The organism is Streptomyces sp. NPDC104761 (assembly GCF_055583445.1).
Window position 1 is genome coordinate 198,689 of record NZ_JBVJNZ010000001.1, and the last position, 22,163, is coordinate 220,851.

The 22,163-nt window shown below is 74.1% G+C and carries 18 protein-coding genes, 1 tRNA gene, 1 pseudogene and 1 riboswitch; of the genes and pseudogenes, 8 read left to right on the forward strand and 12 right to left on the reverse strand.

Features of this window, described 5'->3' with window-relative positions; genetic code table 11:
- Window positions 1-1,593 carry an MFS transporter gene (locus ACZ63F_RS00960; RefSeq protein WP_469707476.1) on the reverse strand — a complete coding sequence of 531 codons (1,593 nt, stop codon included), beginning with the start codon at window positions 1,591-1,593 and terminating at the stop codon, window positions 1-3.
- A gap of 192 nt (window positions 1,594-1,785) precedes the next feature.
- Here ACZ63F_RS00960 and ACZ63F_RS00965 point away from each other — a divergent pair, with 192 nt between their 5' ends.
- Window positions 1,786-2,781, forward strand: coding sequence for an Lrp/AsnC family transcriptional regulator (locus ACZ63F_RS00965; RefSeq protein WP_469707478.1), 996 nt, complete (start codon window positions 1,786-1,788; stop codon window positions 2,779-2,781).
- Here ACZ63F_RS00965 and ACZ63F_RS00970 read toward each other — a convergent pair.
- The 7 genes and pseudogenes from ACZ63F_RS00970 to ACZ63F_RS01000 all read right to left on the reverse strand — a co-directional run.
- A pseudogene (locus ACZ63F_RS00970) lies at window positions 2,778-3,167 on the reverse strand (SDR family oxidoreductase); the annotation flags it as partial. The gene ACZ63F_RS00965 and the pseudogene ACZ63F_RS00970 overlap by 4 nt on opposite strands.
- 229 nt (window positions 3,168-3,396) lie before the next feature.
- Window positions 3,397-4,020: a DedA family protein gene (locus ACZ63F_RS00975; RefSeq protein ID WP_469709269.1), complete on the reverse strand. Its 624-nt coding sequence runs from the start codon at window positions 4,018-4,020 to the stop codon at window positions 3,397-3,399.
- Between the two features lie 124 nt (window positions 4,021-4,144).
- Window positions 4,145-5,329, reverse strand: coding sequence for a substrate-binding domain-containing protein (locus tag ACZ63F_RS00980; RefSeq protein WP_469707480.1), 1,185 nt, complete (start codon window positions 5,327-5,329; stop codon window positions 4,145-4,147).
- Window positions 5,326-6,423, reverse strand: a complete 1,098-nt coding sequence (locus ACZ63F_RS00985; protein WP_469707482.1) for an ABC transporter permease — start codon at window positions 6,421-6,423, stop codon at window positions 5,326-5,328. The genes ACZ63F_RS00980 and ACZ63F_RS00985 overlap by 4 nt, the downstream gene beginning before the upstream one ends.
- Window positions 6,420-7,961 (reverse strand): sugar ABC transporter ATP-binding protein, encoded by a 1,542-nt coding sequence (locus ACZ63F_RS00990; protein ID WP_469707484.1) that lies wholly within the window; start codon window positions 7,959-7,961, stop codon window positions 6,420-6,422. The genes ACZ63F_RS00985 and ACZ63F_RS00990 overlap by 4 nt, the downstream gene beginning before the upstream one ends.
- A gap of 184 nt (window positions 7,962-8,145) precedes the next feature.
- Window positions 8,146-11,058 carry a SpoIIE family protein phosphatase gene (locus ACZ63F_RS00995; protein ID WP_469707486.1) on the reverse strand — a complete coding sequence of 971 codons (2,913 nt, stop codon included), beginning with the start codon at window positions 11,056-11,058 and terminating at the stop codon, window positions 8,146-8,148.
- Between the two features lie 146 nt (window positions 11,059-11,204).
- Window positions 11,205-12,173: a cyclase family protein gene (locus tag ACZ63F_RS01000; RefSeq protein ID WP_469707488.1), complete on the reverse strand. Its 969-nt coding sequence runs from the start codon at window positions 12,171-12,173 to the stop codon at window positions 11,205-11,207.
- Window positions 12,174-12,325: 152 nt separating this feature from the next.
- On the opposite strand from ACZ63F_RS01000, the gene ACZ63F_RS01005 reads away from it, so the two are divergent.
- Complete coding sequence (locus ACZ63F_RS01005) at window positions 12,326-13,576, forward strand: PP2C family protein-serine/threonine phosphatase (protein WP_469707490.1); 1,251 nt, start codon at window positions 12,326-12,328, stop codon at window positions 13,574-13,576.
- Window positions 13,577-13,623: 47 nt separating this feature from the next.
- Here the strand turns inward: ACZ63F_RS01005 and ACZ63F_RS01010 are convergent, their stop codons facing one another.
- Entirely contained in the window at window positions 13,624-14,202 is a 579-nt protein-coding gene (locus tag ACZ63F_RS01010) for a TetR/AcrR family transcriptional regulator (RefSeq protein ID WP_469707492.1), read from the reverse strand.
- A gap of 221 nt (window positions 14,203-14,423) precedes the next feature.
- On the opposite strand from ACZ63F_RS01010, the gene ACZ63F_RS01015 reads away from it, so the two are divergent.
- Together ACZ63F_RS01015 and ACZ63F_RS01020 are read left to right on the forward strand one after the other, a co-directional pair.
- Entirely contained in the window at window positions 14,424-15,851 is a 1,428-nt protein-coding gene (locus ACZ63F_RS01015; protein WP_469709271.1) for an MFS transporter, read from the forward strand.
- Between the two features lie 45 nt (window positions 15,852-15,896).
- Window positions 15,897-15,970: transfer RNA gene (locus ACZ63F_RS01020), tRNA-Pro, on the forward strand.
- Between the two features lie 126 nt (window positions 15,971-16,096).
- Here ACZ63F_RS01020 and ACZ63F_RS01025 read toward each other — a convergent pair.
- Complete coding sequence (locus tag ACZ63F_RS01025; RefSeq protein ID WP_469707493.1) at window positions 16,097-16,774, reverse strand: TetR/AcrR family transcriptional regulator; 678 nt, start codon at window positions 16,772-16,774, stop codon at window positions 16,097-16,099.
- Window positions 16,775-16,937: 163 nt separating this feature from the next.
- On the opposite strand from ACZ63F_RS01025, the gene ACZ63F_RS01030 reads away from it, so the two are divergent.
- Both ACZ63F_RS01030 and ACZ63F_RS01035 read left to right on the forward strand, forming a co-directional pair.
- Entirely contained in the window at window positions 16,938-17,900 is a 963-nt protein-coding gene (locus tag ACZ63F_RS01030) for a zinc-dependent alcohol dehydrogenase family protein (RefSeq protein WP_469707495.1), read from the forward strand.
- A 402-nt stretch (window positions 17,901-18,302) separates the two neighbouring features.
- Window positions 18,303-19,136, forward strand: coding sequence for a hypothetical protein (locus tag ACZ63F_RS01035; RefSeq protein WP_469707498.1), 834 nt, complete (start codon window positions 18,303-18,305; stop codon window positions 19,134-19,136).
- A 201-nt stretch (window positions 19,137-19,337) separates the two neighbouring features.
- On the opposite strand, the gene ACZ63F_RS01040 is transcribed toward ACZ63F_RS01035, so the two are convergent.
- Both ACZ63F_RS01040 and ACZ63F_RS01045 read right to left on the reverse strand, forming a co-directional pair.
- Window positions 19,338-20,147, reverse strand: coding sequence for a hypothetical protein (locus ACZ63F_RS01040; RefSeq protein WP_469707500.1), 810 nt, complete (start codon window positions 20,145-20,147; stop codon window positions 19,338-19,340).
- Window positions 20,148-20,305: 158 nt separating this feature from the next.
- Window positions 20,306-20,557 (reverse strand): hypothetical protein, encoded by a 252-nt coding sequence (locus tag ACZ63F_RS01045; protein ID WP_469707502.1) that lies wholly within the window; start codon window positions 20,555-20,557, stop codon window positions 20,306-20,308.
- A gap of 162 nt (window positions 20,558-20,719) precedes the next feature.
- Here ACZ63F_RS01045 and ACZ63F_RS01050 point away from each other — a divergent pair, with 162 nt between their 5' ends.
- Together ACZ63F_RS01050 and ACZ63F_RS01055 are read left to right on the forward strand one after the other, a co-directional pair.
- The gene (locus ACZ63F_RS01050) at window positions 20,720-20,851 is read left to right on the forward strand and encodes a hypothetical protein (protein ID WP_351955620.1); all 132 of its coding nucleotides are present in this window, start codon (window positions 20,720-20,722) and stop codon (window positions 20,849-20,851) included.
- 176 nt (window positions 20,852-21,027) lie between these two features.
- Window positions 21,028-21,900, forward strand: a complete 873-nt coding sequence (locus ACZ63F_RS01055; protein ID WP_469707504.1) for a glutathione S-transferase C-terminal domain-containing protein — start codon at window positions 21,028-21,030, stop codon at window positions 21,898-21,900.
- 77 nt (window positions 21,901-21,977) lie between these two features.
- A riboswitch (SAM riboswitch) is annotated at window positions 21,978-22,101 on the forward strand.
- The last annotated feature ends 62 nt before the right edge of the window (window positions 22,102-22,163 follow it).

A 22,163-nucleotide genomic window follows, 5' to 3' on the forward strand; every position in this document is an offset into this window, starting at 1 on the left:
TCAGGCGCCCTGCGCGGCCGAGGACGTCTCGGTCGTGGCGTGCCCGGCCGCCCGGAGCGTGAGCTGCTGCCTGGGTGCCCGCAGCAGGACCACCGCGACCAGGGCGGCCAGCAACGTCAGACTCCCCGCCGTGACCAGGCACAGGCGCATGCCGTCCAGGAACGAGTCACCGAGCGCGCCCATCGTCTGCCCGGTGCGGGCGCCCAGGTCCTGGCCGGCGACCGCGCCGAGTCCTTCGGTCCGCGCGGTCGTGACGATGCGCTCCTGCGCCGCGCCGGTGACGCCCGCGGCGGTCAGGTGACCGGGCAGCGCGTCCAGGGCCCGGGTGGTGAGCAGCGCGCCCAGGACGGCCGGGCCGAGGGCGCCGCCGACCTGCCGGAAGGCGTTGTTGCCCGCGGCCGCCATGCCCGCCAGGTGGTGCGGCACGGAGGCCACCGCGGTCGCGGTCATCGCCGTCATGACGAAGCCCATGCCGAGGCCCAGCAGGGCGAGCCGCCAGGCGGCCGAGCCGAGCGAGGTGCCGGCGGTCAGCCCGGTCAGCGCGAACAGGGCGGCGGTGACCACCAGCAGACCACCGGTGATCATCACCCGGGCCGATATCCGGTGCATCAGCCGTCCGGCCGGGCCGCCCACCAGCAGGGCCGCCCCGGTGACCATCAGCAGCCGCCACGCGGCCGCCATGGTGTCGAGCCGCTGCACCATGCCGAAGTAGAGGCTGAGCACGAAGAAGAAGCCGATCAGCGCCAGGAAACTGGTCGTCGCGACCAGCGTGGTGGCGGTGAAGGCGGGGCTGCGGAACAGGCTCAGGTCCAGCATCGGGCTGTCGCTGCGCCGCTCCGCCATCACGAAACCGGCACCCGCGACCACGGCCGTGAACAGCGCCACCATCACCTTGACGTCGGTGAACGAACTCGCCCCGCCCTCGATCACGCCGTACACCAGCGCGGTGACCGCGAGGGTCGCGGTGAGCTGGCCGGGCCAGTCCAGGCGGCGCCCGTGCGGTGCCCGCGAGTCGGCCGGCTGCCGCGCCGCGACCGCGACGGTCAGGAGGGCGACGGGCACGGTCGGCAGGTAGATCCAGCGCCACGAGAAGTGCTGGACGATCACCCCGGCGAGCAGCGGACCGACGGCCAGGGCCGCCGACAGGCAGGTGGCCCAGATGCCGATGAACTTGCCGCGCTCCCGGTGGTCCGGCACCACATGGCTGATCAGTGCCAGCGTGGTCGGCAGCAGCGCGGCCGCGCCCACGCCGGCCAGGGCCTGTCCGGCCCAGACGGCCTCGATGGAGTGTGCGCACAGGGCGGTGACCGCGCCCGCCGCCGAGAACAACAGGCCCGCCTGGAACACCTTCTGGCGGCCGTGGACGTCCCCGAAGACGCCCGCGGTCAGGATGAAGGCGGCCATCGGCAGCACGAACGCGTCCTGCACCCACGACAGCTGGGCGGTCGAGGCGTTCAGCGCGGCCTGCAGGGCGGGCAGGCTCACGGCGACGGTGGTGACCGGAAGATAGGCGACGAAGACGCCCAGGCAGGCCATGACGATCGTGGCCGCCCGCCGCTCGACCGGCGCGCTCGCCGGTGTCGTGACGTTCACGGAGATACTCCTTCGCGGCGCACCGCACCGCGGTCGAAGGCCACCGGCGGGTCCGGCGGCCTGTGTCGAACGGACTTCCGAAGGGAAACCCGCCGCCACAGCATCCGGTCTGCACACCCGCAACCGCCAACCAAGCGAGGGTACGGCTACCGAAACCTCCATTCTGTCCCTCTCGCCTGGCAGACTTCCGTCATGCTCGACATCGTGGACAGGAAGATCCTCCGGGCCCTGCAGTGCGCGCCTCGGCTGCCCTTCCGCCGGATCGGCGAGGTGGCGGGCGTCTCCGAGCAGACCGCGGCCCGCCGCTACCAGGCGCTGCGCCGCAGTGGGACGCTGCGCGTGCTGGGACTGGTCAACCCCCGGGTGTACGGCTCCGCGCAGTGGGTGGCCCGGGTCCGCTGCCGCCCCGACCGGGTCGGCCCGCTCGCCGACGCGCTGGCCCGGCGCCCCGACATCTCCTACGCCCATCTGGCCTCGGGCGGTTCGGAGATCTTCTGCGTGATCCGCGCACCGCTCGACACGGAACGGGACGACGCCCTGTTCCGGCAGTTGCCGAAGTCCGCCTCGGTCCTGGACGTCAGTGTCGACCTGCTCCTGCACGAGTACGGGGCTCCCGGCACCGCCGAGTGGACCGGCTTCGGCGACAGCCTGGACGCCGAGCAGGTACGGCTGCTCACCGCGGAACGCCCGTCGCCCGCCGCCGCGCCCCCGCCGCTTCCCGCGGAGGAGGACGCCCCGCTGCTCGACGCGCTCGCCGAGGACGGCCGTACCACCCACACCCGCCTCGCCGAGCGCACCGGCTGGTCGTCGGCCCGGGTGGCCCGCCGGCTGGAGGCGCTGGAGGGCTCCGGCACCCTCGAGTACGAGGTCGAACTGCTGCCGGAGCACCTGGGCTATCCCCTCAACGCCACCGTATGGCTGCGCGTGGCCCCCGCCCATCTGGAGCGGGTCGGCGAGGAGTTCGCCCGTCACGAGGAGGTCCCGTTCGCCGGGGCCGTCACCGGCGAGTACAACCTGCTGGTCAGCGTCATCGCCCGGGACCCCGACGACTTCTACCGCTATCTGACCACGCGCGTGGCCGCGACCTCGGGCATCGACGGCTACAGCGTCAGCATGCGGGCCCGCCCACTCAAGAAGGCGGCGTCGCTCATCTCCCGGGGCCGACTGGTGCCGCCGGTGTCCGTCTAGGCCGGGCCTGCGGTATCCGGCTGGAAGCCGGCCCCTGTTCCGCCGTCCACCGTCGCCATGGCGCCCGTGACGTAGCCCGCGGCCGGCGACAGCAGGAAGGCGGCGGCGCGGCCGAACTCCTCCGGGGTGCCCAGGCGGCGCGGCGGGATGCCGGCGGCGGTGGTGGCGGCGTCACCGGTGACCGACTGGAGTTCGAGCGTCCGGTCGGTCCCGATGTGGGCCGGCACCAGCCCGCCCACGCGGATGCCCCGCGGGCCCACCTCGCCCGCGAGGGTCTTCGCGTAGCCGGCCAGCGCCGGCCGCAGGGCGTTGGAGACGGCGAGGCCGGGGATCGGCTCGTACACCGAGGCCGACAGGACGAACCCGATCACCCCGCCCACGACAAGCCCGGTCCCCGGCTGCCGGACTCCGCACGCAACCTGGACCTGCGGGAGGGCAGGACCGCGACCCTGCCCGCCGTCAGCGGCGACGGGCACTGGCGCGTCGTGCTCCGCAACGGGGACGACGGCACGAGCATCGTGATCGCCCCGTCCGCTCGACACGGCCGACGGCGCCATGTCGAAGCTCCTGTGGGCGGACGTCGTCCTGCTCGCCGTCACCGTCGCGGCCGTCCGGTCAGCGGTTGCGGCGGGCCCGGCGGGCCTCCAGCAGCAGCGGCACCAGGGACAGTACGACGATCGCACCGACCAGCGGCAGCAGATAGCGGTCGATGTGGGAGACCGAGGAACCCAGCGCGTACCCGGCGAGGACGAAGCTCTGGGACCAGAGGACCCCGCCGACGGCCTGCCACAGGGTGAACGGCCGTACCGGCACCCCCAGTGCCCCGGCCGCCGGGTGCAGCACCGACCGGAGCATCGGCACGAACCGGCCGATCACCAGCGCCTTGCCGTACCCGTAGCGGGCGAGCAGCCGCTCCGCGCGGGCGGCGCCCTCTCGCACCCGCTGCCGGGAGGTACGGGCCAGCAGCGGCCGTCCGCCGTGCCGGCCGATCAGGTAGCCGACCTGGCCGCCCGCCACCGCGCCGACCGCCGCGCACACCAGCACCTGCCACAGCTCCAGCTTGGGCGCCCGGTCCGCGGTCGCCGCGCACAGCACACCGGCGGGGAACAGCAGCGTGTCTCCCGGCAGGAAGAAGCCGACGACCAGCAGCCCCGACTCGGCGAAGATCACCGCCAGGACGCCCAGCGCGCCGAAGGCAGCGAGCAGCGCGCCGCTGTCCGTCGGATTGACGGCGATCACCACGCTCGCCTCCCCGCCCCGCTCGCCGGCCGTCTCCCCCGAGTGTCCCGTGACGACCGCCGCACACCCGCCCGCGACACCACGCGCCGGACACCTCCCGGACCGGCCGGCGGGACCGGGAGGCTCATCTGCCCCAGATCCTCCGGTAGGCCTCCCGGTAGCCCGGTGGGTCCCAGGTGGTGGCTCCCGCGCTGTTGGCGGCCGTCGAGACGTGGGTGGGGGCGACGTAGCCGCTGGCCAGCCGGCCGGCGAAGGCGCGGTTGAACTCGTCCACGATCTGCCAGCCCTGCTGTGACAGCGGTTCGGGAACGGTGGCGGCCTGGTACTGCCCGCTGTCGATGCGCTGGAAGGCGGACGGGTCGCCGTCGCCGGCCCCGATGTTGAACGGCGGCCCGGTGCCCCTGCGGCCCGCCGCGCGGAAGGCGGGGGCGGCGTCGGCGAAGTACAGGTCGTTGATGGCGACGGAGTGCGTCCACGTGTCGGGGAAGCGGGCGAGCAGCGAGGCGATCTCGCGCGGGGTGCGGCTGCTCGCGTCCGGGATCGGGATGTTCTCGTACGCCAGCAGCCGCACCCCCGCGCAGGTGGCGAGCTCCGCCCTGATCAGGTCGGACTTCGTCCGCGCGAACGGGACCGAGGCGTCGGTGAACAGGACGACCCCGGCCCGGCCGCCGGAGTGCGCGATGATCCACTCCGCGCTGATGCCGGCCACGTCCTCGACCCGGGTGGTGACGTTGGTGAAGAGTGGGGGCCGTCTGCTGGGGCCCGGCGCGACGACCGCGTGCCAGCCGACGAGCGGGATGCCGTCCGCGCCGGCCTCGGCGACCTGCTGCGCGGTCGAGCCCGGGTCGAAGCCGCCGATGACAATGCCCGAGGGCCGCAGGGCCACGGCCTCGCTCATGGCCGCCTGGATGCCGGCGGGGCTCCCGGCCCCGTCGATCACCCGGACGTCCCAGCCGATGACGCGCGCGGCCTCCCGCAGGCCCTTCGCGACGCCCGCGACGCCGGGGTTGGTCATGGTCTCCGCGACGAAGACGACCGTCCTGCCGGCCACCGCCCGGGGGCCGGTGGCCGGTCCGTCCCAGGCGGTCCCGGTCCGCTCCGCCCGCGCGACGGCGGCCCCCGCCGAGGCCTGGACGGCGGGACATCCGCCGGGGCCGGTGGTGGCGACCGCGGGGCCGCCCGAGGAGCCGCGCTGGCAGCCGGTCAGGGCGGCTGCCCCGGCCAGCAGCGTGAGGGCGACGGCCCGGACCGCGCCCGCCAGGGGAGGAGCGGTGGCCCTGTGGGGGCGGGCGGCCCTGGTGGGGGTCATGGCGCGGTGCCCGCGGTGCCGCCTCCGGACGCCGCCGTCGGCGGGCGCGGTGCGGCCGCCGGTACGTCCCGGGCCGCGTCGGCCCCGGTGCGCAGGCGGCGGGCGGAGTAACCGGCCAGGCCGACGGCGAGCAGCAGCGTGCCGCCGTAGAACAGCGGAACCGTCCAGAAGTCGGCGCCGAGCTGTCCGATGCCGGTGAGGCCGACGGCGAGCACGGCCACGGCGACGAGCGTGCCGAGGGCGTTGGGACGGCCGGGTCTGATCGTGGTGGAGCCGAGGAGCGCCCCGACGAACGCGGGCAGCAGGTAGTCGAGGCCGACGCTGGGATTGCCGATCTGCTGCTGGGCCGCCAGCAGCACCCCGGCGAAGCCGACGATCAGCCCCGAGGCGGCGAACGCGTGGACGGTGTACCTGCGGGTCGGGATGCCGACCAGTTCGGCGGCGCGCGGATTGGCACCGATGACGTACAGGAACCGGCCCAGCTGCAGCCGCTCCAGCACCACCCAGAGGACGGCGGCCAGGGCGAGGACGTAGAACGCGGGCAGCGGCAGGCCGAGGAGGGTGGAGTCGTAGAGGCCGGTGAAGGCGGCCGGCAGCCCGGCCGGGCCCGGGACGATCCTGCCGCCCCCGGTGACCCAGCCGGTCACGGCGTACAGCATGCTGCCGGTTCCGAGGGTGGCGATGAACGAGTCGATCCGGCCGAACTCGACGGCCACGCCGTTGAGCACCCCCACCACCCCGCCCCCGGCGATCACCGCGAGGCAGGCCCAGGGCCAGGGCCACCCGCCGTCGACGACGAGCCACAGCACCATGACGTGGGCCAGGCCGAGACCGTAGCCGAGGGAGAGGTCGAAGGAGCCGGTCACGATCGGGACCATGGCACCGAGCGCGAGGACGGCCGGGATCGCCTGGCTGGACAGGATCGAGTCCAGGGTGTCCCGGGTGGGGAACGTGTGCGGCAGCGCGAGGGAGAAGACCACGACGAGCAGCGCGGTGAGGACCAGCAGGCCGTAGGAGGCCGCGAGGTGCCGGGCCGTGTCCCGCCGCGGCGGCCGGGAGCGCGGCGCGGCGGGCGGGGGCGCGGCGGCGGTCATGAGCCCGCGCCGGTTCCGGGTGTCGGCAGGGCCGAGGCCGCCCGGGCGAGTCCGGTGACCGTGAGGTCCGCGCCGCTCAGCTCGGTGGTCACGCGGCCGCGGACGAACACCAGGGCGCGCCGGCACACGCCCGCCACCTCCTCGAAGTCGGTCGAGACGAGCAGGACCGCCAGACCGCCGGCCAGCGCGTCGCCGAGCAGGCGGTGGACCGCGGCCTTGGCGCCGACGTCCACGCTCGCGGTCGGCTCCTCCAGGACCAGCAGCCGCGGGTGCACACCCAGCCAGCGGCCGATCAGGACCTTCTGCTGGTTGCCGCCGGACAGGGTGGCGAGCGGAGCCTCGCCGTCGCGGGGCCGCACGGCGAACCGCTCGATCAGCTCCGCGGCCCGGGCACGTTCGCGGCGCGGAGCCGTCCAGCGCAGCGCGGGGCGCCCGGCCGCCCGGGGATTGGCGAGCAGGTTCTCACGCACGGTCAGCCCCATCGCGCAGCCCTCGCGCTGCCGGTCGCCGGGCACCAGGCCGACCCTGGCCGCGACGGCGTCCGCGACCGTACGGGGCCGGTAGGGCCGCCCGCCCAGCAGGACCCGGCCGCCGAGGAAGGGCCGGGCACCGGCCAGCGCGCGGCCCAGCTCCTGGTGCCCGGCGCCCGAGAGCCCGACCAGGCCCAGAGCCTCCCCGGCCCGCAGCTCCGCGGTGACCGGCGCGGTGCCCGCGGTCCGCGCGCCGTCGAGGACCAGGACGACGGGGGTGGGGGCGGCGGGGGCGGTGGGGGGAAGCGGGCGTTCCGGTCTCTCGCCGGCGAGGTCGCGGGCCGCTTCCGGGCCGACGATGTCGTGGACCAGCCGGGCGGGGTCGTGGCCCGCCAGCAAGCCGTGGCTGACCAGCCGGCCGTCGCGCAGGACGGCGAAGGCGTCGGCCACCTGGTGGACCTCGTCCATGCGGTGGGTGACGTAGAGGATGCCGTGGCCCCGGTCCCGCAGGTCGTGCAGGACGCGGAAGAGCCGGGTGCAGTCCGGGGCGGGCAGGCGGGCGGTCGGTTCGTCGAGCACGACGAGTCGCGCGCGGGCGGCCAGCGCCCGGCCGACGGCGACCAGGGAGCGCTCGGCGGGACCGAGCCGCGCGACCGGCGTGTCCGGATCGAGGTGTCCGGCGACCGCCTCCAGGGCTGCGACGCAGCGCTCCCGGGTCCGCCGCCAGGAGATCAGTCCGGCGCGGCGCGGGTATCCGGTGGTCAGGGCGATGTTCTCGGCGACGGTCATCCACTCCACGAGCCCGAGGTCCTGGTGGATGAACGACATGCTGCGCGCGGCGGCCTGACTGCCGAGCGGGTGTCCCGCCACCGTGACCGACCCCGCGTCGGCGTGATGGACCCCGGCGAGCACCTTGATGAGGGTGGACTTTCCGGCGCCGTTGGCGCCGAGGAGGGCGAGGACGCTGCCGGCCCGGACATCGAGATCGACCCCGTCCAGTGCGAGGGTCCCGCCGAACCGCTTGGCCAGCCCGCGGATCCGGACCAGGGGGTCGGGAGGCTCGTGCACGGACAGCTCCGGGGGTCGGCCTGACGTTCTCTTCTTCCCGACTCTCGCCGGTGATACTAGTGGGCCGGTTCATGGCATTCCGGATTTGACGCCCTCGTGCCGTTTTCGGTGCCGGATCGGACGCCCGCCGGGGCACCGGGGCACGGGGGCGCCGGTCGCCCCGCCGGCCCGGGTCTGCGCGGACTCAGGCGGCTTCGGCCCCGCACTCGGCCCAGATGACCTTGCCCTGCCGGATGTAGCGGGTGCCCCAGCTGCGCGCCAGCTGGGCCACCAGGAACAGGCCGCGGCCGCCCTCGTCGGTGGTGGCCGCCCGGCGCAGGTGCGGGGCGGTATTGCTGCCGTCGGAGACCTCGCAGATCAGGGTCCGGCCGTGCAGCAGCCGTACCCGGACGGGGCCGGAGCCGTGCCGGATGGCGTTGGTGACCAGTTCGCTCAGCACCAGCTCCGCGGCGAACCCGGCCTCCTCGAGTCCCCAGTCGGCCAGCCGGGACAGCGCCGAGGAGCGGACCTCGCTGACGCGGGAGGGGTCGGCCGGCAGGTCCCAGGTGGCGATCCGGTGCGGGGCCAGCGCGTGGGTACGGGCGACGAGCAGGGCGATGTCGTCACGGGGGTGGACCGGGGCCACCGTGTCCAGCAGCGTCTCGCAGATCTCCTCGGGGGTGCGGTCCGGGGTGGCGAGGGCGCCGCGCAGCCGGTCCAGGACCAGGTCCACGTCGCGGTTGCGGCCCCCGATGAGCCCGTCGGTGTAGAGGACCAGCCGGCTGTCCTCGGGGAGGTCGATGTCGACCGCCTCGAAGGGCAGGCCGCCCAGGCCCAGCGGGGGCCCGGCGGGCAGCTCGGGGAAGGAGACCGTGCCGTCGGGGCGGACGAGCGCGGGCGGCGGGTGCCCGGCGCGGGCCATGGTGCACTGCTGCGTCGTCGGGTCGTAGACGGCGTACAGGCAGGTCGCGCCGAAGACGCCCGTGTCGCCCCCGGCGGGGCCCTCCCGGTCCAGACGTCCCACCAGGTTGTCGAGGTGGGTGAGGACCTCGTCAGGGGAGAAGTCGAGTTCGGCGAAGCTGCGGGCGGCGGTGCGCAGCCGTCCCATGGTGGCGGCCGAGAGCATGCCGTGGCCCACGACGTCACCGACCAGGAGGCCGACCCGGGTGCCGGAGAGGGGGATGACGTCGTACCAGTCCCCGCCCACGTCCGACTCCGCGGGCAGGTACCGGTGCGCCACGTCGACGGCGTCCTGGTCGGGCAGTCCCTGCGGGAGCAGGCTGCGCTGCAGGGTCAGCACCATGGTGCGCTCCCGCGTGTAGCGGCGGGCGTTGTCGATCGACAGGGCGGCGCGGCCGGCGAGTTCCTGGACGAGCGAGCGGTCGTCGTCGTCGAAGGGCGCGGGCTGCCGCCCGCGGTAGAACGCGGCCACGCCGAGCACGACGCCGCGGGCCACCAGGGGCACGGTGATGAGCGAGTGGACGTGGGCCAGCATCACCTCGGTGCGCGGCGGGTCGTGGGAGAGCCAGCCCACGGCGGTCCTCAGGTCCGGTTCCAGCACGGCCTGCCCGCCGGTGAGGCAGCGCAGGTGCGGAGTGGCCGGGCCGTAGTCGACGCGCTTGCCGACCGGGTGGAACGGACAGTCGTCCGTGATGCCGTGGACCACCGTGCGGTTCAGGTCGGAGCAGGGGTCGGCGGCCTCCTCGCCGCGCAGCACCGCCTCCGGAAGGTCGATCGTGACGTAGTCGGCCAGCCGTGGCACCGCCGTCTCGGCGAGTTCCTCGGCGGTGCGTCGCACGTCCAGGGTGGTCCCGATGCGCGTGCTGGCGTCGGTCAGCAGCTCCAGGCGGCGGCGGGCGGCAAGCGCGTACCGCCCCACGTGCGGCTCTCCCACCAGCACGAGCCCTCTGGCCGGGGGTTCCGCCGGAGGCAACGGCGGCTCGGTGCCGGGCGTCCCGGCCCGGAGCGGGACGAGGCCGGGCGCGGTGGTGCCGGGCACGGAGCCGGGTGCCGTGGCGTCGGAGACGGCCGTGGCCGTCAAGAGCGCGGACGCGGCCCGTACCCCCGCGGCGGCCACGGCGGACCGGGCGCTGTCGTGGGCGTCGTGGGCGAAGTCGGCGGGGACGGCGGGGACGAGGACGGGGCGCGGGGGTTCCCCGGCCGGCCACGGGACGAGGAGCGGCTCGTGCGGTGCGGGGCCGGGCAGGACGGCCTCGACGACGAAGCCCTGCACGCCGGTGGCGGTCGTCGTCGGACGGCTGACCAGCGTGACCCGGCGGCCGTCGGACAGGGCCACGTGGACGGCGGCCCGCTGCGCCCACGAGATCAGCTCGACGGCCTTCTCCATGAGGACCGCCCGGTCGCAGGGGCGCATCCCGAGGGCCGGCTCACCGAGCCCCAGACGGCGATGGGGTCCGGCGGCGGTCTCGGCACCGGTGTCCAGGTACGCCCGCAGCAGGGCCCGCTCGCGTTCGGAACTCTGCCCGAGCAGCCGCCGTTCGATGGCGTGGGCCGCCCGGCGTATCACGGTGGCCAGTGCGGGGTCCTCGAAGGTGCGCGGGTAGCCGAGGCACAGGACGCCCTCGATACGGCCGCTGACCGGGTCGCGGACGGGCAGCGCCCGGCAGGCGTTGCCCTGTGCGCGCTCGGCGAAGTGCTCGGCGCCGTAGACCTGGACGAGCTGCCGTTCCGCGAGCGCGAGCCCGATCCCGTTGGTGCCGGCGTACCGCTCGGCGAAGACGAACCCGGGAACGCGCTGGAACGCCGGCAGGCTTCTGGCCAGCGACGCATCTCCGAAACGGCGCAGCAGCACGGTTCCGTTCGCGTCCGCGACGGAGATGTTCATCCTGGTGCCGGCGAACCAGGACTCCAGCCGGTCGAGCACCGGCGCGGCCGCCCGGACGACCCGGGCATCACGCTCGAAGTCGTCCCGGAAGGGGAGCCCCGGCTGGTCGGGGGAGAGCCCCAGGGCCCGGCAGCGCTGCCAGGAGTGCGAGATGGGAATGCGTACGGCGGCCTCGACCGCCTCGCCCTGGAGGAAACGCTCACGCGAGCGGGCGGGACCCCTGCCGTTCGCCGCAGGCCCCGTCGCCGCCGCTTTCCCGCCGCCCCGAACCACGCTTCGCCTCGCTCGCGTTCGCAGAGTCCGTTTTCGCCGACACGTACGCGCACGCGTACGCCCCCAGGTACGGCCACACGTTCTGTCGGCAACTATGACTACAACAATAGGATATACGTAAGATTACGGACATCACGCACCCGCTCTCACAGGACGGCGACCGGGTTGACCGGCGAACCGGTCCCGCCCGGGATGTCCAGCGGCGCCACCACCAGCAGGAACTCGTACCGCCCGGCCTCGGCGGCCGCGGCCGACAGTGCCTCCAGATCGAGGTTGTCCAGCAGCGGCACCCCCATCGCGGCCACGGCGAGGGTGTGGACGGGCGAGTGCACACCGGCCACGGGGGAGGGCCGTACGTCATTGTCGCCGTCGCCGCCGAGCAGTGCGATGCCGCGCTCGGCCAGCAGCGGCACGGCATCCACGTGGAGGCCCGCGCAGGCCGTGCCGGGGTCCCAGGCGCCGAGTTCCGCACGACGACGGGTCCGCCCGGAGCGCACGAGCACCGCGTCGCCCTCGCCGATCCGCACGCCGTGCGTCCGCTCCGCGGCGAGGACGTCCTCCGCGTGCACCGCCAGCCCCGGCTCCAGCCAGCGCACCCCGAGCACGGCGGGGAGGTCGAGCAGGACGCCCCGGGTCACGAGCGGTCCGAGCGCCGGCACCGCTCCGAACCGGGCGCCCGCCGCGCCGACGACGTCCCTCGCCGCCCGGCCGTCGTACACCTGCCCCCGGTAGGAGACGTGGCACAGGGCGTCGAGGTGGGTGACGGACTTGCCGTGGTAGTCGGCGGCGATGAAGTCCTTGTGGGTGGCGGGCTCCGGGCTCTCCACGTCACCGAGATCGGTCATGTGGTGCAGGGCGGGCCTGGGGTTGTCGGGGCCGGGCACGGTGTTCCAGGGCAGCGCCAGCGGTACGACCCGGCCGGACCGCACGGCGGCCGTGGCCCGTCGTACCCGCTCCGCGGTCACCCGGTTCCAGGCGCCGCGGTCGGCCGGGGTCCAGCGGCCCCAGGTGCGGACCGCCGCGAAGAGCGCGTCGAAATCCCGGCGGGAGACGGCGGGCCCGTTCCGGGCACCGATGGGGCCGGGATCCGGGCTGCCCACAGGGCTCGCGCTCATCCGTACTCACCGCCGTCCCAGTCGGCCCGGATCTCCAGCCTGACACGACCCGGACCGGCACGCCGGTCCGCGAGGACCCGCACGACGGGCAGAGCCGCAGTGCGGACCGTAGATTGAGGACGGAGCCGTTGAGGCGGGAAGGAGCGTCAGCGGTGGCATCGCGGGTTGATCACACGGCGCTCTTCGCCGCGACACCGAGCCCGTATCTGGTGCTCGGTCCCGACCTGGTCATCGTCGATGTGAACCGGGCCTATCTCGCGGCGACCGGACGCACCCGGGAGGACCTGCTGGGGCGGCACATCTTCACCGCCTTCCCGGACAACCCCGCCGACCCGGACGCCGACGGGGTCCGCAACCTCGGGGCCTCCCTGCGCCGGGTCCTCGCCACCGGCCGGCCCGACACGATGGCGCTGCAGAAGTACGACATCCCCGTCGCCAGCCGTCCCGGGGTCTTCGAGGAGCGCTGGTGGTCCCCGGTGAACACCCCGGTGCTCGGCCCGGACGGGGAGGTGATGTACATCATCCACCGGGTGGAGGACGTCACCGCGTTCGTCAAGGAGTACCAGGCCACCCACCCCGAGGGCGTCCGGGTGGGGCAGCGGCTGAAGGAGACCCAGGCCCTGGAGGCGGAACTCTACGCCCGGGCACGGGAGTTGCAGCGGCTGAACGAGGAGCTGCGGCAGGCCCACACGCGCGAGCGCGAGGTCGCCGTCATCCTGCAGGAAGCCATGCTGCACGTCCCCGACCTGGCCCACCACCGCGACATCGCGGTGCGCTACCTGCCCGCCACCGGCTCCCTCAACGTCTGCGGCGACTGGTACGACGTCGTCGACATCCCGCCCGACCGGCTCGCCGTCGCGGTCGGCGACGTCATCGGGCACGGCCTGGAAGCGGCGGCCGTCATGGGCATGCTCCGCAGCGCCCTGTCCGCCGCCATCCGGGCCCTGGAACGCCCCGCCCAGGCCCTGGAGGTACTCGGCCTGTACGCCAGGTCCGTCGAGGGGGCGCTGGGCACCACCGCCGTCAAGGCGGTGGTCGACATGCCCAGCCGCCTGATCACCTACAGCAGCGCGGGCCACCCGCCGCCGATGCTCATCCACCCCGACGGCAGCTGTGACCTGCTGGACCAGGCCACCGACCCGCCGCTCGGTGCCCGTCCGCAGCACGTGCCCCGTCCGCAGGCGAGCCTGCCGTACCGGCCGGGCGACACCCTGGTCCTGTACACCGACGGGCTCATCGAGCGGCGGGACCAGGACATCGACGTCGGCCTGGGGCAACTGTGCGGCGTCCTCGGCGAGTTCGCCCATCTGGGCACCGAACAGCTCGCCGACATCGTGCTGGCCCGCCTGGGCGTCGCCAGTGGCGGCCGGGACGACATCGCGCTCGTCGTCGTACGGCTCTGAGCCGGCGTGAGCCGGTGGGGGCGGGGGCGCTGGGGGAGCGGTGCCCGCTAACGGCCGGTGCGTACCCCGTCCAGGGCGATGCCGAGGACGCGGTCGCGCTGGGCGTCGTCGTCGAAGGCCGTCGCAGTGATGCCGGAGACCATGCGGAGCAGGTCGCCGATCTCCATGTCGGTGCGGACCACGCCCGCCTTCTGGGCCCGCTCGAGCAGCGGGCCGCCGGCCGCGTACATCGAGTCACGGCAGGCCTGGAAGATCTCCGACTCGTCGTTCAGGGCCTCGCGCACCGCCCGCTTGGTGACCATGTAGCCGGTGAAGCGGTCCAGCCAGGTCCTCAAAGCCTCCCAGGGCTCCAGCCCGGCCAGGTCCACGGCGGCCCGGCACAGCGCGTTGACCTCGTCCGCGTAGACGCTCTCGAAGAGGTCGCGGCGGGTGGGGAAGTTCCGGTACAGGGTGCCGATCCCGACCCCCGCGCGGCGGGCGACGTCCTCCAGGGAGACGTCGGCGCCGCGCTCGGCGAACGCCTGGCGGGCGGCCGTGACGAGCGCGTCGTAGTTGCGGGCCGCGTCCTTACGGTGCGGTCTGCGGGACGCGACGATCTCGCTGACGGGGAACGGGCTGTCCGTCACTGCTGCCTCCCGTGTGCGCGGGTAAACCGGAGGGTTTCCTCGACTTCGGTTGAAGCGGAGGGTTGCCTCCAGTAGAGTGGAGGGGTACCTCCACTTTAGCAGTGCGGAGCGGTACCGCCATGGCCGGACGCGGCCCGGTGTCCCCTTCCCGCACGCGCACGGAGGTCTCGCTCGCAGTTTCCTCCGTTGTTCCCTCCGTTCCGATGTCGGAGAGGCTCTTCATGCCCCGGAAGTCCACCCGCCTCACCTTCGCGGTCCTCGCGACCGGTGCCGGCGTGTTCTCCATGCTCCAGTCGCTGGTCGCCCCCGCCCTGCCGACCGTCCAGCACGCCCTGCACACCTCCCAGTCCACCGCGACCTGGGTGATGACGGCCTACCTGCTGTCCGCCTCGGTCTTCACCCCGATACTCGGCCGGGTCGGCGACCTGATCGGCAAGAAGCGCACGCTCGTCGCCGTCCTGCTGGCCGTCCTGGCCGGCTGCCTGGTCGCCGCCCTCGCGCCGAACATCGGCGTCCTGATCATCGCCCGGGTCGTCCAGGGCGTCGGCGGTGCCCTGTTCCCGCTCTCCTTCGGCATCATCCGCGACGAGTTCACCCCGGCCGAGGTCAGCGGCAGCATCAGCAACCTGTCCGCGGTGATCGCGGCCGGCGGCGGCGTCGGCATCGTGGCCGCGGGACCGATCGTCTCGGCGCTCGACTACCGCTGGCTGTTCTGGATCCCGGTCGGCGTGGTCGCGGCCACCGTCCTGATCGCCGCCCGCTACGTTCCCGAGTCGCCCAAGCGGGCCGAGGGCAGCGTCAGCTGGCTCGGCGCCGGGCTGCTCTCCGCCTGGCTGGTGGCGCTGCTGCTGCCGCTGAGCCAGGCGGGGCAGTGGGGCTGGGGCTCGGCCAAGGTGCTCGGCCTCTTCGGTGCGGCCGTCGTCCTGTGCGCCGTCTGGCTGCTCACCGAGTCCCGCTCCGCCACCCCGCTGATCGACCTGCGCGTGATGCGGCTGCCCGCCGTCTGGACCACCAACACGGCCGCCCTCCTCTTCGGTGCCGGCATGTACGCGATCTGGTCCTTCCTGCCCGGTTTCGTCCAGACCCCCACCGCGGCCGGCTACGGCTTCGGCGCCACGGTCACCGAGTCCGGCCTGCTCATGCTGCCGATGCTCGTCGCCATGTTCCTCTCGGGCGTCATCGGCGGCCGCCTCGAACCCCGCGTCGGCGCCAAGGCGCAGCTCACCGCGGGGGCCGCGCTCGGCGCGCTGGCCTGCGGCTTCCTCGCCCTCTGGCACGACAAGGAGTGGGAGATCGGCGTCGTCGCGGGCCTGTTCGGGCTTGGCATCGGCCTGGCCTTCGCCTCGATGGCCAACCTCATCGTCGGCAGCGTGCCGCCCGAGCAGACCGGCGCCGCGACCGGCATGAACGCCAACATCCGCACCATCGGCGGCTCCATCGGTGCCGCGCTCACCAGCGTCCTGGTCACCGGCCGGCTCCAGCCCTCGGGGCTGCCGTACGCCTCCGGCTACACCCACGCCTGGGCCCTGCTCGCCCTGTTCTGCCTCACCGCGGCGGGGGCCGCCCTCCTCGTCCCGGTCCGCCGCGCGAGCCGCGTCGCCGGCCCGGTCGTGGAGCAGCCGACGGCAGCACCCGTACGCGTACGGTAGTGTTGACCTGCGTGATCACGGGGCAGCCGCCGCGTGACTCCGCAGCGGGACGTGGCGCAGCTTGGTAGCGCACTTGACTGGGGGTCAAGGGGTCGCAGGTTCAAATCCTGTCGTCCCGACTTTTCGAAGTCGCAGGTCAGAGGCCGCTTCAGACAAGTTCTGGAGGGGCCTTTCGGCCATTTTCGGGGACCGGTTCCTCGCCCAACCTGTCGACGGCGCGGAGCGGCACTCCACGGGTGGGACGTTCAGAGGCCCGAACCGCCGTTCCGCGTACGGGGGGCGTTGCCGGGCGAGTGATCGACGGACTGCAGGCGTGGTGCCGGCGGCAGCGGTGCAGGGGCTCCCGTCTCCGGTGCGGTGCGGAACGCCTCGATCATGTAGGCGGCGAAGCGGCGGGAGGCCGTGAGCCGGGAGGCACGCGGGGCGTCCTGGAGGCCCCGGTGGGCCATGAGCATGAGGATCAGGTCGTCGACGACGAAGCCGGGGCGGAGCCTGCCGGTCTCCTGGGCGCGGCGGGCCAGTTCGGCAACCGCACGCAGCGTCCGCTCTCGGTCGGCGGCGAAATCCATGGCCTCGGGGAAAGCCGTCATGAAGGCGTCGGCGAATCCCCGGCTGTGCGCGTGGAGTTCGCAGATCCGCTCCACCAGGCTCCGGAACCCGTGCCATGGGTCGGAGTCTGCGAGGGCGTCGCGGACGGCGGCATGGCAGGCTCGTCGCTGCTCGGCGAAGGCCTCCAGGATCAGTGCCTGCTTGGTCGGGAAGTGCCGGTACACCGTGGCCGGGCCGACGCCTGCCTGCCGGGCGACCTCGCGCATGGGCGCGCTCAGGCCCTCCTCGCCGAACACCGCGCGGGCGGTGTCCAGGACGCGGGCCCGGTTGTCGCGGGCGTCGGAGCGCACAGGGTGAGGCAAACGGGCGGTCATGGCCTCTCACTTTAGCCAAGCGGACGGGGGCGTCCGTTACGGTCCGAGGGCGGTGACGCCGCCCCGTCCGGCTCCCCGCCGGTGCCTCGGGCTGTCGGGCCGGGCTCGCCGCTCCCGGTCGCAGCAGCTGCGACCCGTCCGTCCACCGACCTGAGGAGCAGAGATGATGGCTGTCGTGATCAGGGAGTTCGGAAGCCCTGACGGTCTGGAACTCGTCGACCTGCCCGTGCCCGTACCTGCCCCGGGGCAGGTACGGATCACCACGGAGGCGATCGGGGTGGGCGGCGTGGACGCCGTGATCCGCCGGGGAACGCTCGCCGCCTACGGCTTCCGGAAGGGCCACCTCCTCGGCAGCGAGGTGGCGGGAAGCGTCACCGCGCTGGGAGAGGGCGTGGACGGATCGTGGATGGGACGGCGGGTGTGGGCGTTCACCGGCCTGTGGGGTGGGTATGCCGAGCAGGCCGTCGCCTCGGTCGAGGACGTGCTTCCGCTGCCTGACGGCCTGAGCGGCGCGGACGCGGTGACGCTCGGCGGCTCCGGCGTGGTCGCCCACTTCGCCCTGGACCGCGCCCGCCTCGCGCCCGGCGAGACCGTGCTCGTGCGCGGTGCGGCGGGCAGCATCGGGATCACGGCGGTCCAGCTCGCGGCCAGGGGCGGTGCGGGCGCGGTGGCGGTCACCACGTCGTCGGCGGAGCGCGGCGGCCGCCTGCGGGACCTGGGCGCGACCCATGTCGTCGGCCGCTCCGGCGAGGGCGGCCCGGACGCACCGTCGGGCTTCGACGTGGTGATCGACGTCGTGGGGGGTCCCCAGCTTCCCCTCTTCCTGGACAGGCTGAACGCCAACGGGCGGTACGTGGCCGTCGGCGTGGTCGGCGGGCAGCCGCCGGCGGACTTCGGCACCCGGCTGATGGACGCCTTCCGCAGGTCACTGTCGTTCGCCACCTTCAGCTCCGACACGGTGCCCGGACCCGACCGGCAGGCCGTGCGGTCGTCCCAGTTCGCCGATGCCGCGCGCGGGGACCTGCGCACGGTCGTGCACGCGACGCTGCCACTCGACCAGGCGGTGCCGGCCCACCGCGCAATGGACGCGGGCGAGGTGTTCGGCAGGATCGTCCTGACGCCCTGACCCGGGCAGACACGGTCCGCCGGGCGGGGCCGTCCCACGCCGGCCGTTTTGGCGGCCGCCTTCGATCCCCCCGCCTTCGATCCCCGTGGACGGCAGGGGCCGCCAGGGCAGACCGGTCCGCTTGTCACGCGATACAGCCGAAGCAGTGGCGGCCGGCTGATCGACGCCGAAGCACGTGGCTCAACCGAGGACAGGGTGATGGTCGTCCTGACCGACGTGGACAGCTCGTTGTGGGACGTCAGGGCTGTGACGAGCGCGTACTCCGCGTACTTCGTCACCACTGTCCGGGCGCAACGGACCTCTGAGCGGCGCGTTTCACACGGGGCGGAGTCGGGTCGGTGCCGTGCGGATGTGTGACCATCGACGGCGACAGTGACCGTCGGCCCGCTCGGAGGGAGACGCGTGCAGGGACTGGTCCGGGTGCTGGTCGCCGGCGAGATCGTCGTGACGAAGTACGGCGATCTGATCGACGACGTGCTTGATGTGCCGTTGTTCTGCCCCCGTTGCGGCCGCACGGCAGGGCTGACGCTGGTGGCCGACGGACGCGAGGCGCACCTGGAGTGCGCGGAGGGCCACGTCTGGACCGACCCCGAGGTGGCCGCGTGCGGAGTGCGGCAGCTGCTGCACCTGAGCACGCAGGGGTCTCCGCCCCGGTTCCCGGGCGCGACGGTCAGGATCGACATGCTGCCGCGGATCTCCGAGGACCGGACGCTGTACCCGCCGTCGCCGGACGTGCCCGGGCACCTGCTGCGCTGGGAGGGCCGCGTCCTGACCGCGACCGGCACCCCGCCGCTGACCGACTGCCTGCACTGGGCGCGGCGGCTGTGCGCCTGGGCCCTGCCGAGCGACGGCGAGGTCTACGAGCGGCTCTACCCGCCCGCCGGAGGCAACGCGCTCGACGCGCACATGGCCGTCGTACTCGTCGCGCTGGCCCTCTACGCGACCGCCGCCGCAGCGGACCTCGCCCGCATCGAGCAGGTGGTGCCGGACCGGGCGGCGGCACCGCTTGGGGGTGCCGAGCTGCGGTGGCTGCGTCCGGCGGGCGCGGCGGGCCTGGGCGGCCGGCTCCGGGTGACCGACGTGCACCGGCTGGCCACCGCCGCGCCCGAGACCTACGAGCGCTGGCGTACGGCGGCCCGCCTCGTGCTCGCCGCGAACACCGACGACCGGCCCGCCGCGACACTGGCGGACCGGAACGGGCGCCTGCCCGCGGTGGCCGACGACGTGGCCTGGTAGTGCGCTGTGAGGCGACCGTACGGGTCGCTGCGCTCAACGAGTGGCTGTGACCTGCGACGTCAGGTCAGGCTCCGGCGTCACACCGGCCATCGAAATCACTGGGGTCCACAGGTCACCTGCCACGGCCGACTAGTGTGTGCCCACCTACCGAGCCGCTCCAAGACCCAGAGATCGCGTTGGCGCCCCCACGGTCCGGCTGACCTATTCGAACTGGCTCGGCAGCGGTGCCGGGGTCTTGCCGGAGAGTACGTCCTTGAGGCGCTTGGCGCCGTTCTGCACGGCCAGGGCGGTGCTGTCGTGGTCGACGCCCGAGAGGCCGCCGTTGGTGACCGCGGCCCCGGAGGCGCCGACGCGCAGCACCGCGACGTCGAGGGTGGTCGTGGCGGCCTGCCCGTCCCAGGTGCCCTGGACGGTGACCGTGAGCGCCGCCAGGTTGTCGCCCGCCTTGGGCGGTTCCTTGTACTCGACGACCTGGACGGTCCGCTTGCTGCCGTCCGAGCCGGTGGCCGTGAACTGGTTGCACTCGCTGGGGAGTTTCTTCAGCCACTTGATGGTGGCGTCCATCGTCGGCTGGCCGTAGTCGCCGACCTGGTACAGCAGCCGGGAGTCCTCCGAGGTGAAGCCGCGCAGCCCGGAGGCGCCGGTGGCGCGGCCCAGCAGGGTGTCGGAGTAGAGGCTGTCCAGCAGCCGCTGGCAGTCGGCGGCGTCCGACTTGGCGTTGAGGAACTGGGCGACGTCGACCTTTCCGACCAGCATCTGGTTGCGCCAGGTGGCCGCGTCGTTGGCCAGCTGCCAGTCGTCCTCGATGTCGGCCGGCGTGATCAGCGCGGCCTGCGCCCCGGGGCCGGTGAGGGTGGGGGTGCGCGACGGGGCCGGGGAGCGCTCGGCGGCGGGCGAGACGGCCGCGGCCTCGGGGGAGCCGCTGCCGTCCGAACAGGCCGCCGTGGCGAGCAGGGTCCCCGCCGCGAGGGCCGTGGCGAGCACACGCGCGGGTCGGGACGGACGGGTCATCGCGACTGCCTCCTCGGGGACGCGGTACGGCACTGGGCGGGCGGCGCCGGTGCGCCCCTTCCGCCGGACGACGCCGGACGACGTCGCTGCGTCCCTCCACGCCACCACCGGCCGCAGGCTCCGACCACCCGCACGTGCCATTCGGGTGAGCGTCGTGATCAGGCCGCCGTGACCCGCACCCGTCGGCTGCCGCAGCGCGGGCACACCGCGTCCGTGAGCGGCGAGGGCACGGCTCGGCCGGCCTCGTCGACGTACTCCAGGGTGCTCTGCAGCTCCGGGTCGGCGACCGGGTCGGTGAAGAACACCGCCTGGAAGACGGCCTCCCAGCCGTGGCCGCACCGCTCGCAGCGGAACGCGAAGGTCTCGCGCACGGCGCCCGGCACCGGCCCGGGACCCGGGGGCTCGGTCATCGGCTCCGGCTCCTGTCACTCGGCCTCCGCCACCAGCGCACCGCCCCGCCCGCGCGGCGGCAAGTCGGGGCCGGGTGTCCCAGGCGTGGACGCCCCCTTGACGCCGGGCGGAGGCCGATCGACACTCCAGGTGGGAGAATCCTAGTGAAAAGGTAGGGAAAGATGGGTCGCCTGCGCACGCTCACCGGCAGACAGCGCCGCGAGAGCCCCGCGCCCTGGACGGCCCCCCTGCTCACCTCCCGCCGCCACCTCGACCTGCTGCGGATGTGCGGCGCCACCGGCCGCAGAGGCTGAGCGCCCGACCCCGGCCGTACGAGCCGGGTGCCCGACCCCGGCCGTACGAGCCGGGTGCCCGACCCCGGCCGTACGAGCCGGGCGCCCGTCCACAAGGACTCACCGGAATCCGCCGATAACCCACCGACGAACGCTTCCGCCGCGCGTACGTCCGCGCGCCCGCCTCGGGGAGACGCATGTCCATCACTCCACTCGCCGCCCTGCCGTCCGTCCGCACCGCTCCCGCCTTCCGGGGCCGCATCGGCCGTGACGCGCGCAGCGGCCACTACGCCGTGCCGCGCCGCTACCGGCTCCACCTCTCCACGGCCTGTCCCGACGGCCTGCGGATCGCCGTCGGGCACAGCCTGCTGGCCCTGGACGACTGTTGTCCCGTCACCTTCCTGCCCGCCGTTCCGGACTGTCCCGACGGCAGCCACGCGGTGCTGCGCCCGCTGTACGAGGCCAGCGCCCACCACTACTCGGGACCCGCCCTCGCGCCCGTGTTCAGCGACGACTGGTCCGGACGTATCGTCAGCACCCACAGCCGCGACATCCTGCGCGACCTGGACCAGCATTTCGGCGACGGCGTCGCCCGGCTCTACCCGTGCGGTGCCGAGGCCGGGATCGAGGCCGTCGAGCGGCTGTGCGCCGATGACATCGAGCAGGCCGCACAGCGGGCCGGACGCGAGGGCGGCGACCCCGAGGCGCTGGAGGTGCTGCTCGCCGCCCTGGACGAACTGGAGCGCCGGCTGACCGGGGTGGAGTTCCTGGTCGGCGGGCAACTCACGGCCGCCGACATCGAGTTGTGGGTCACCCTGGTGCAACTCGACACCGTGCACCGCAACCACCTGGACGCCGCCGCCGTGCACGCCATCGCCGGCCACCCGGTGCTGTGGGCCTACGCCCGCCGGCTGGCCGCCCACCCGGCCTTCGGCACCCACCTCGACCTGGAGGGCATCGCCCGCCGCCATCACGGCCGTTGCCAGGGCCTGGAAGCCGCCGGCGCGGCCGTCCAGATCCTGGACTGGGCGGGCCACGCGGCGGACGCATCCCGCGGTCCGCGCAGGTGAGAGAGGTCCGAACCGTTTCGCCAGTCGGACAGGCGTTGACATTCGTTCGGGCAACTGCGTTACTTACGGACCAGAACGGTCATGAGCGTCAGCATCAAGCCCTGGCTTGCTGACCGGCAACCCTCGCACCGCGGTGGGGTGCCCCAGGTGACGACCGGACCGACGACGTTTCGGCAAGCGACGAATCGGTAAGCGCGAGTGCCCTCCGGGGCCGGCACGACAGTGACAGGTGACGGACATGTACGCAGCCTCAAGGACGGCCC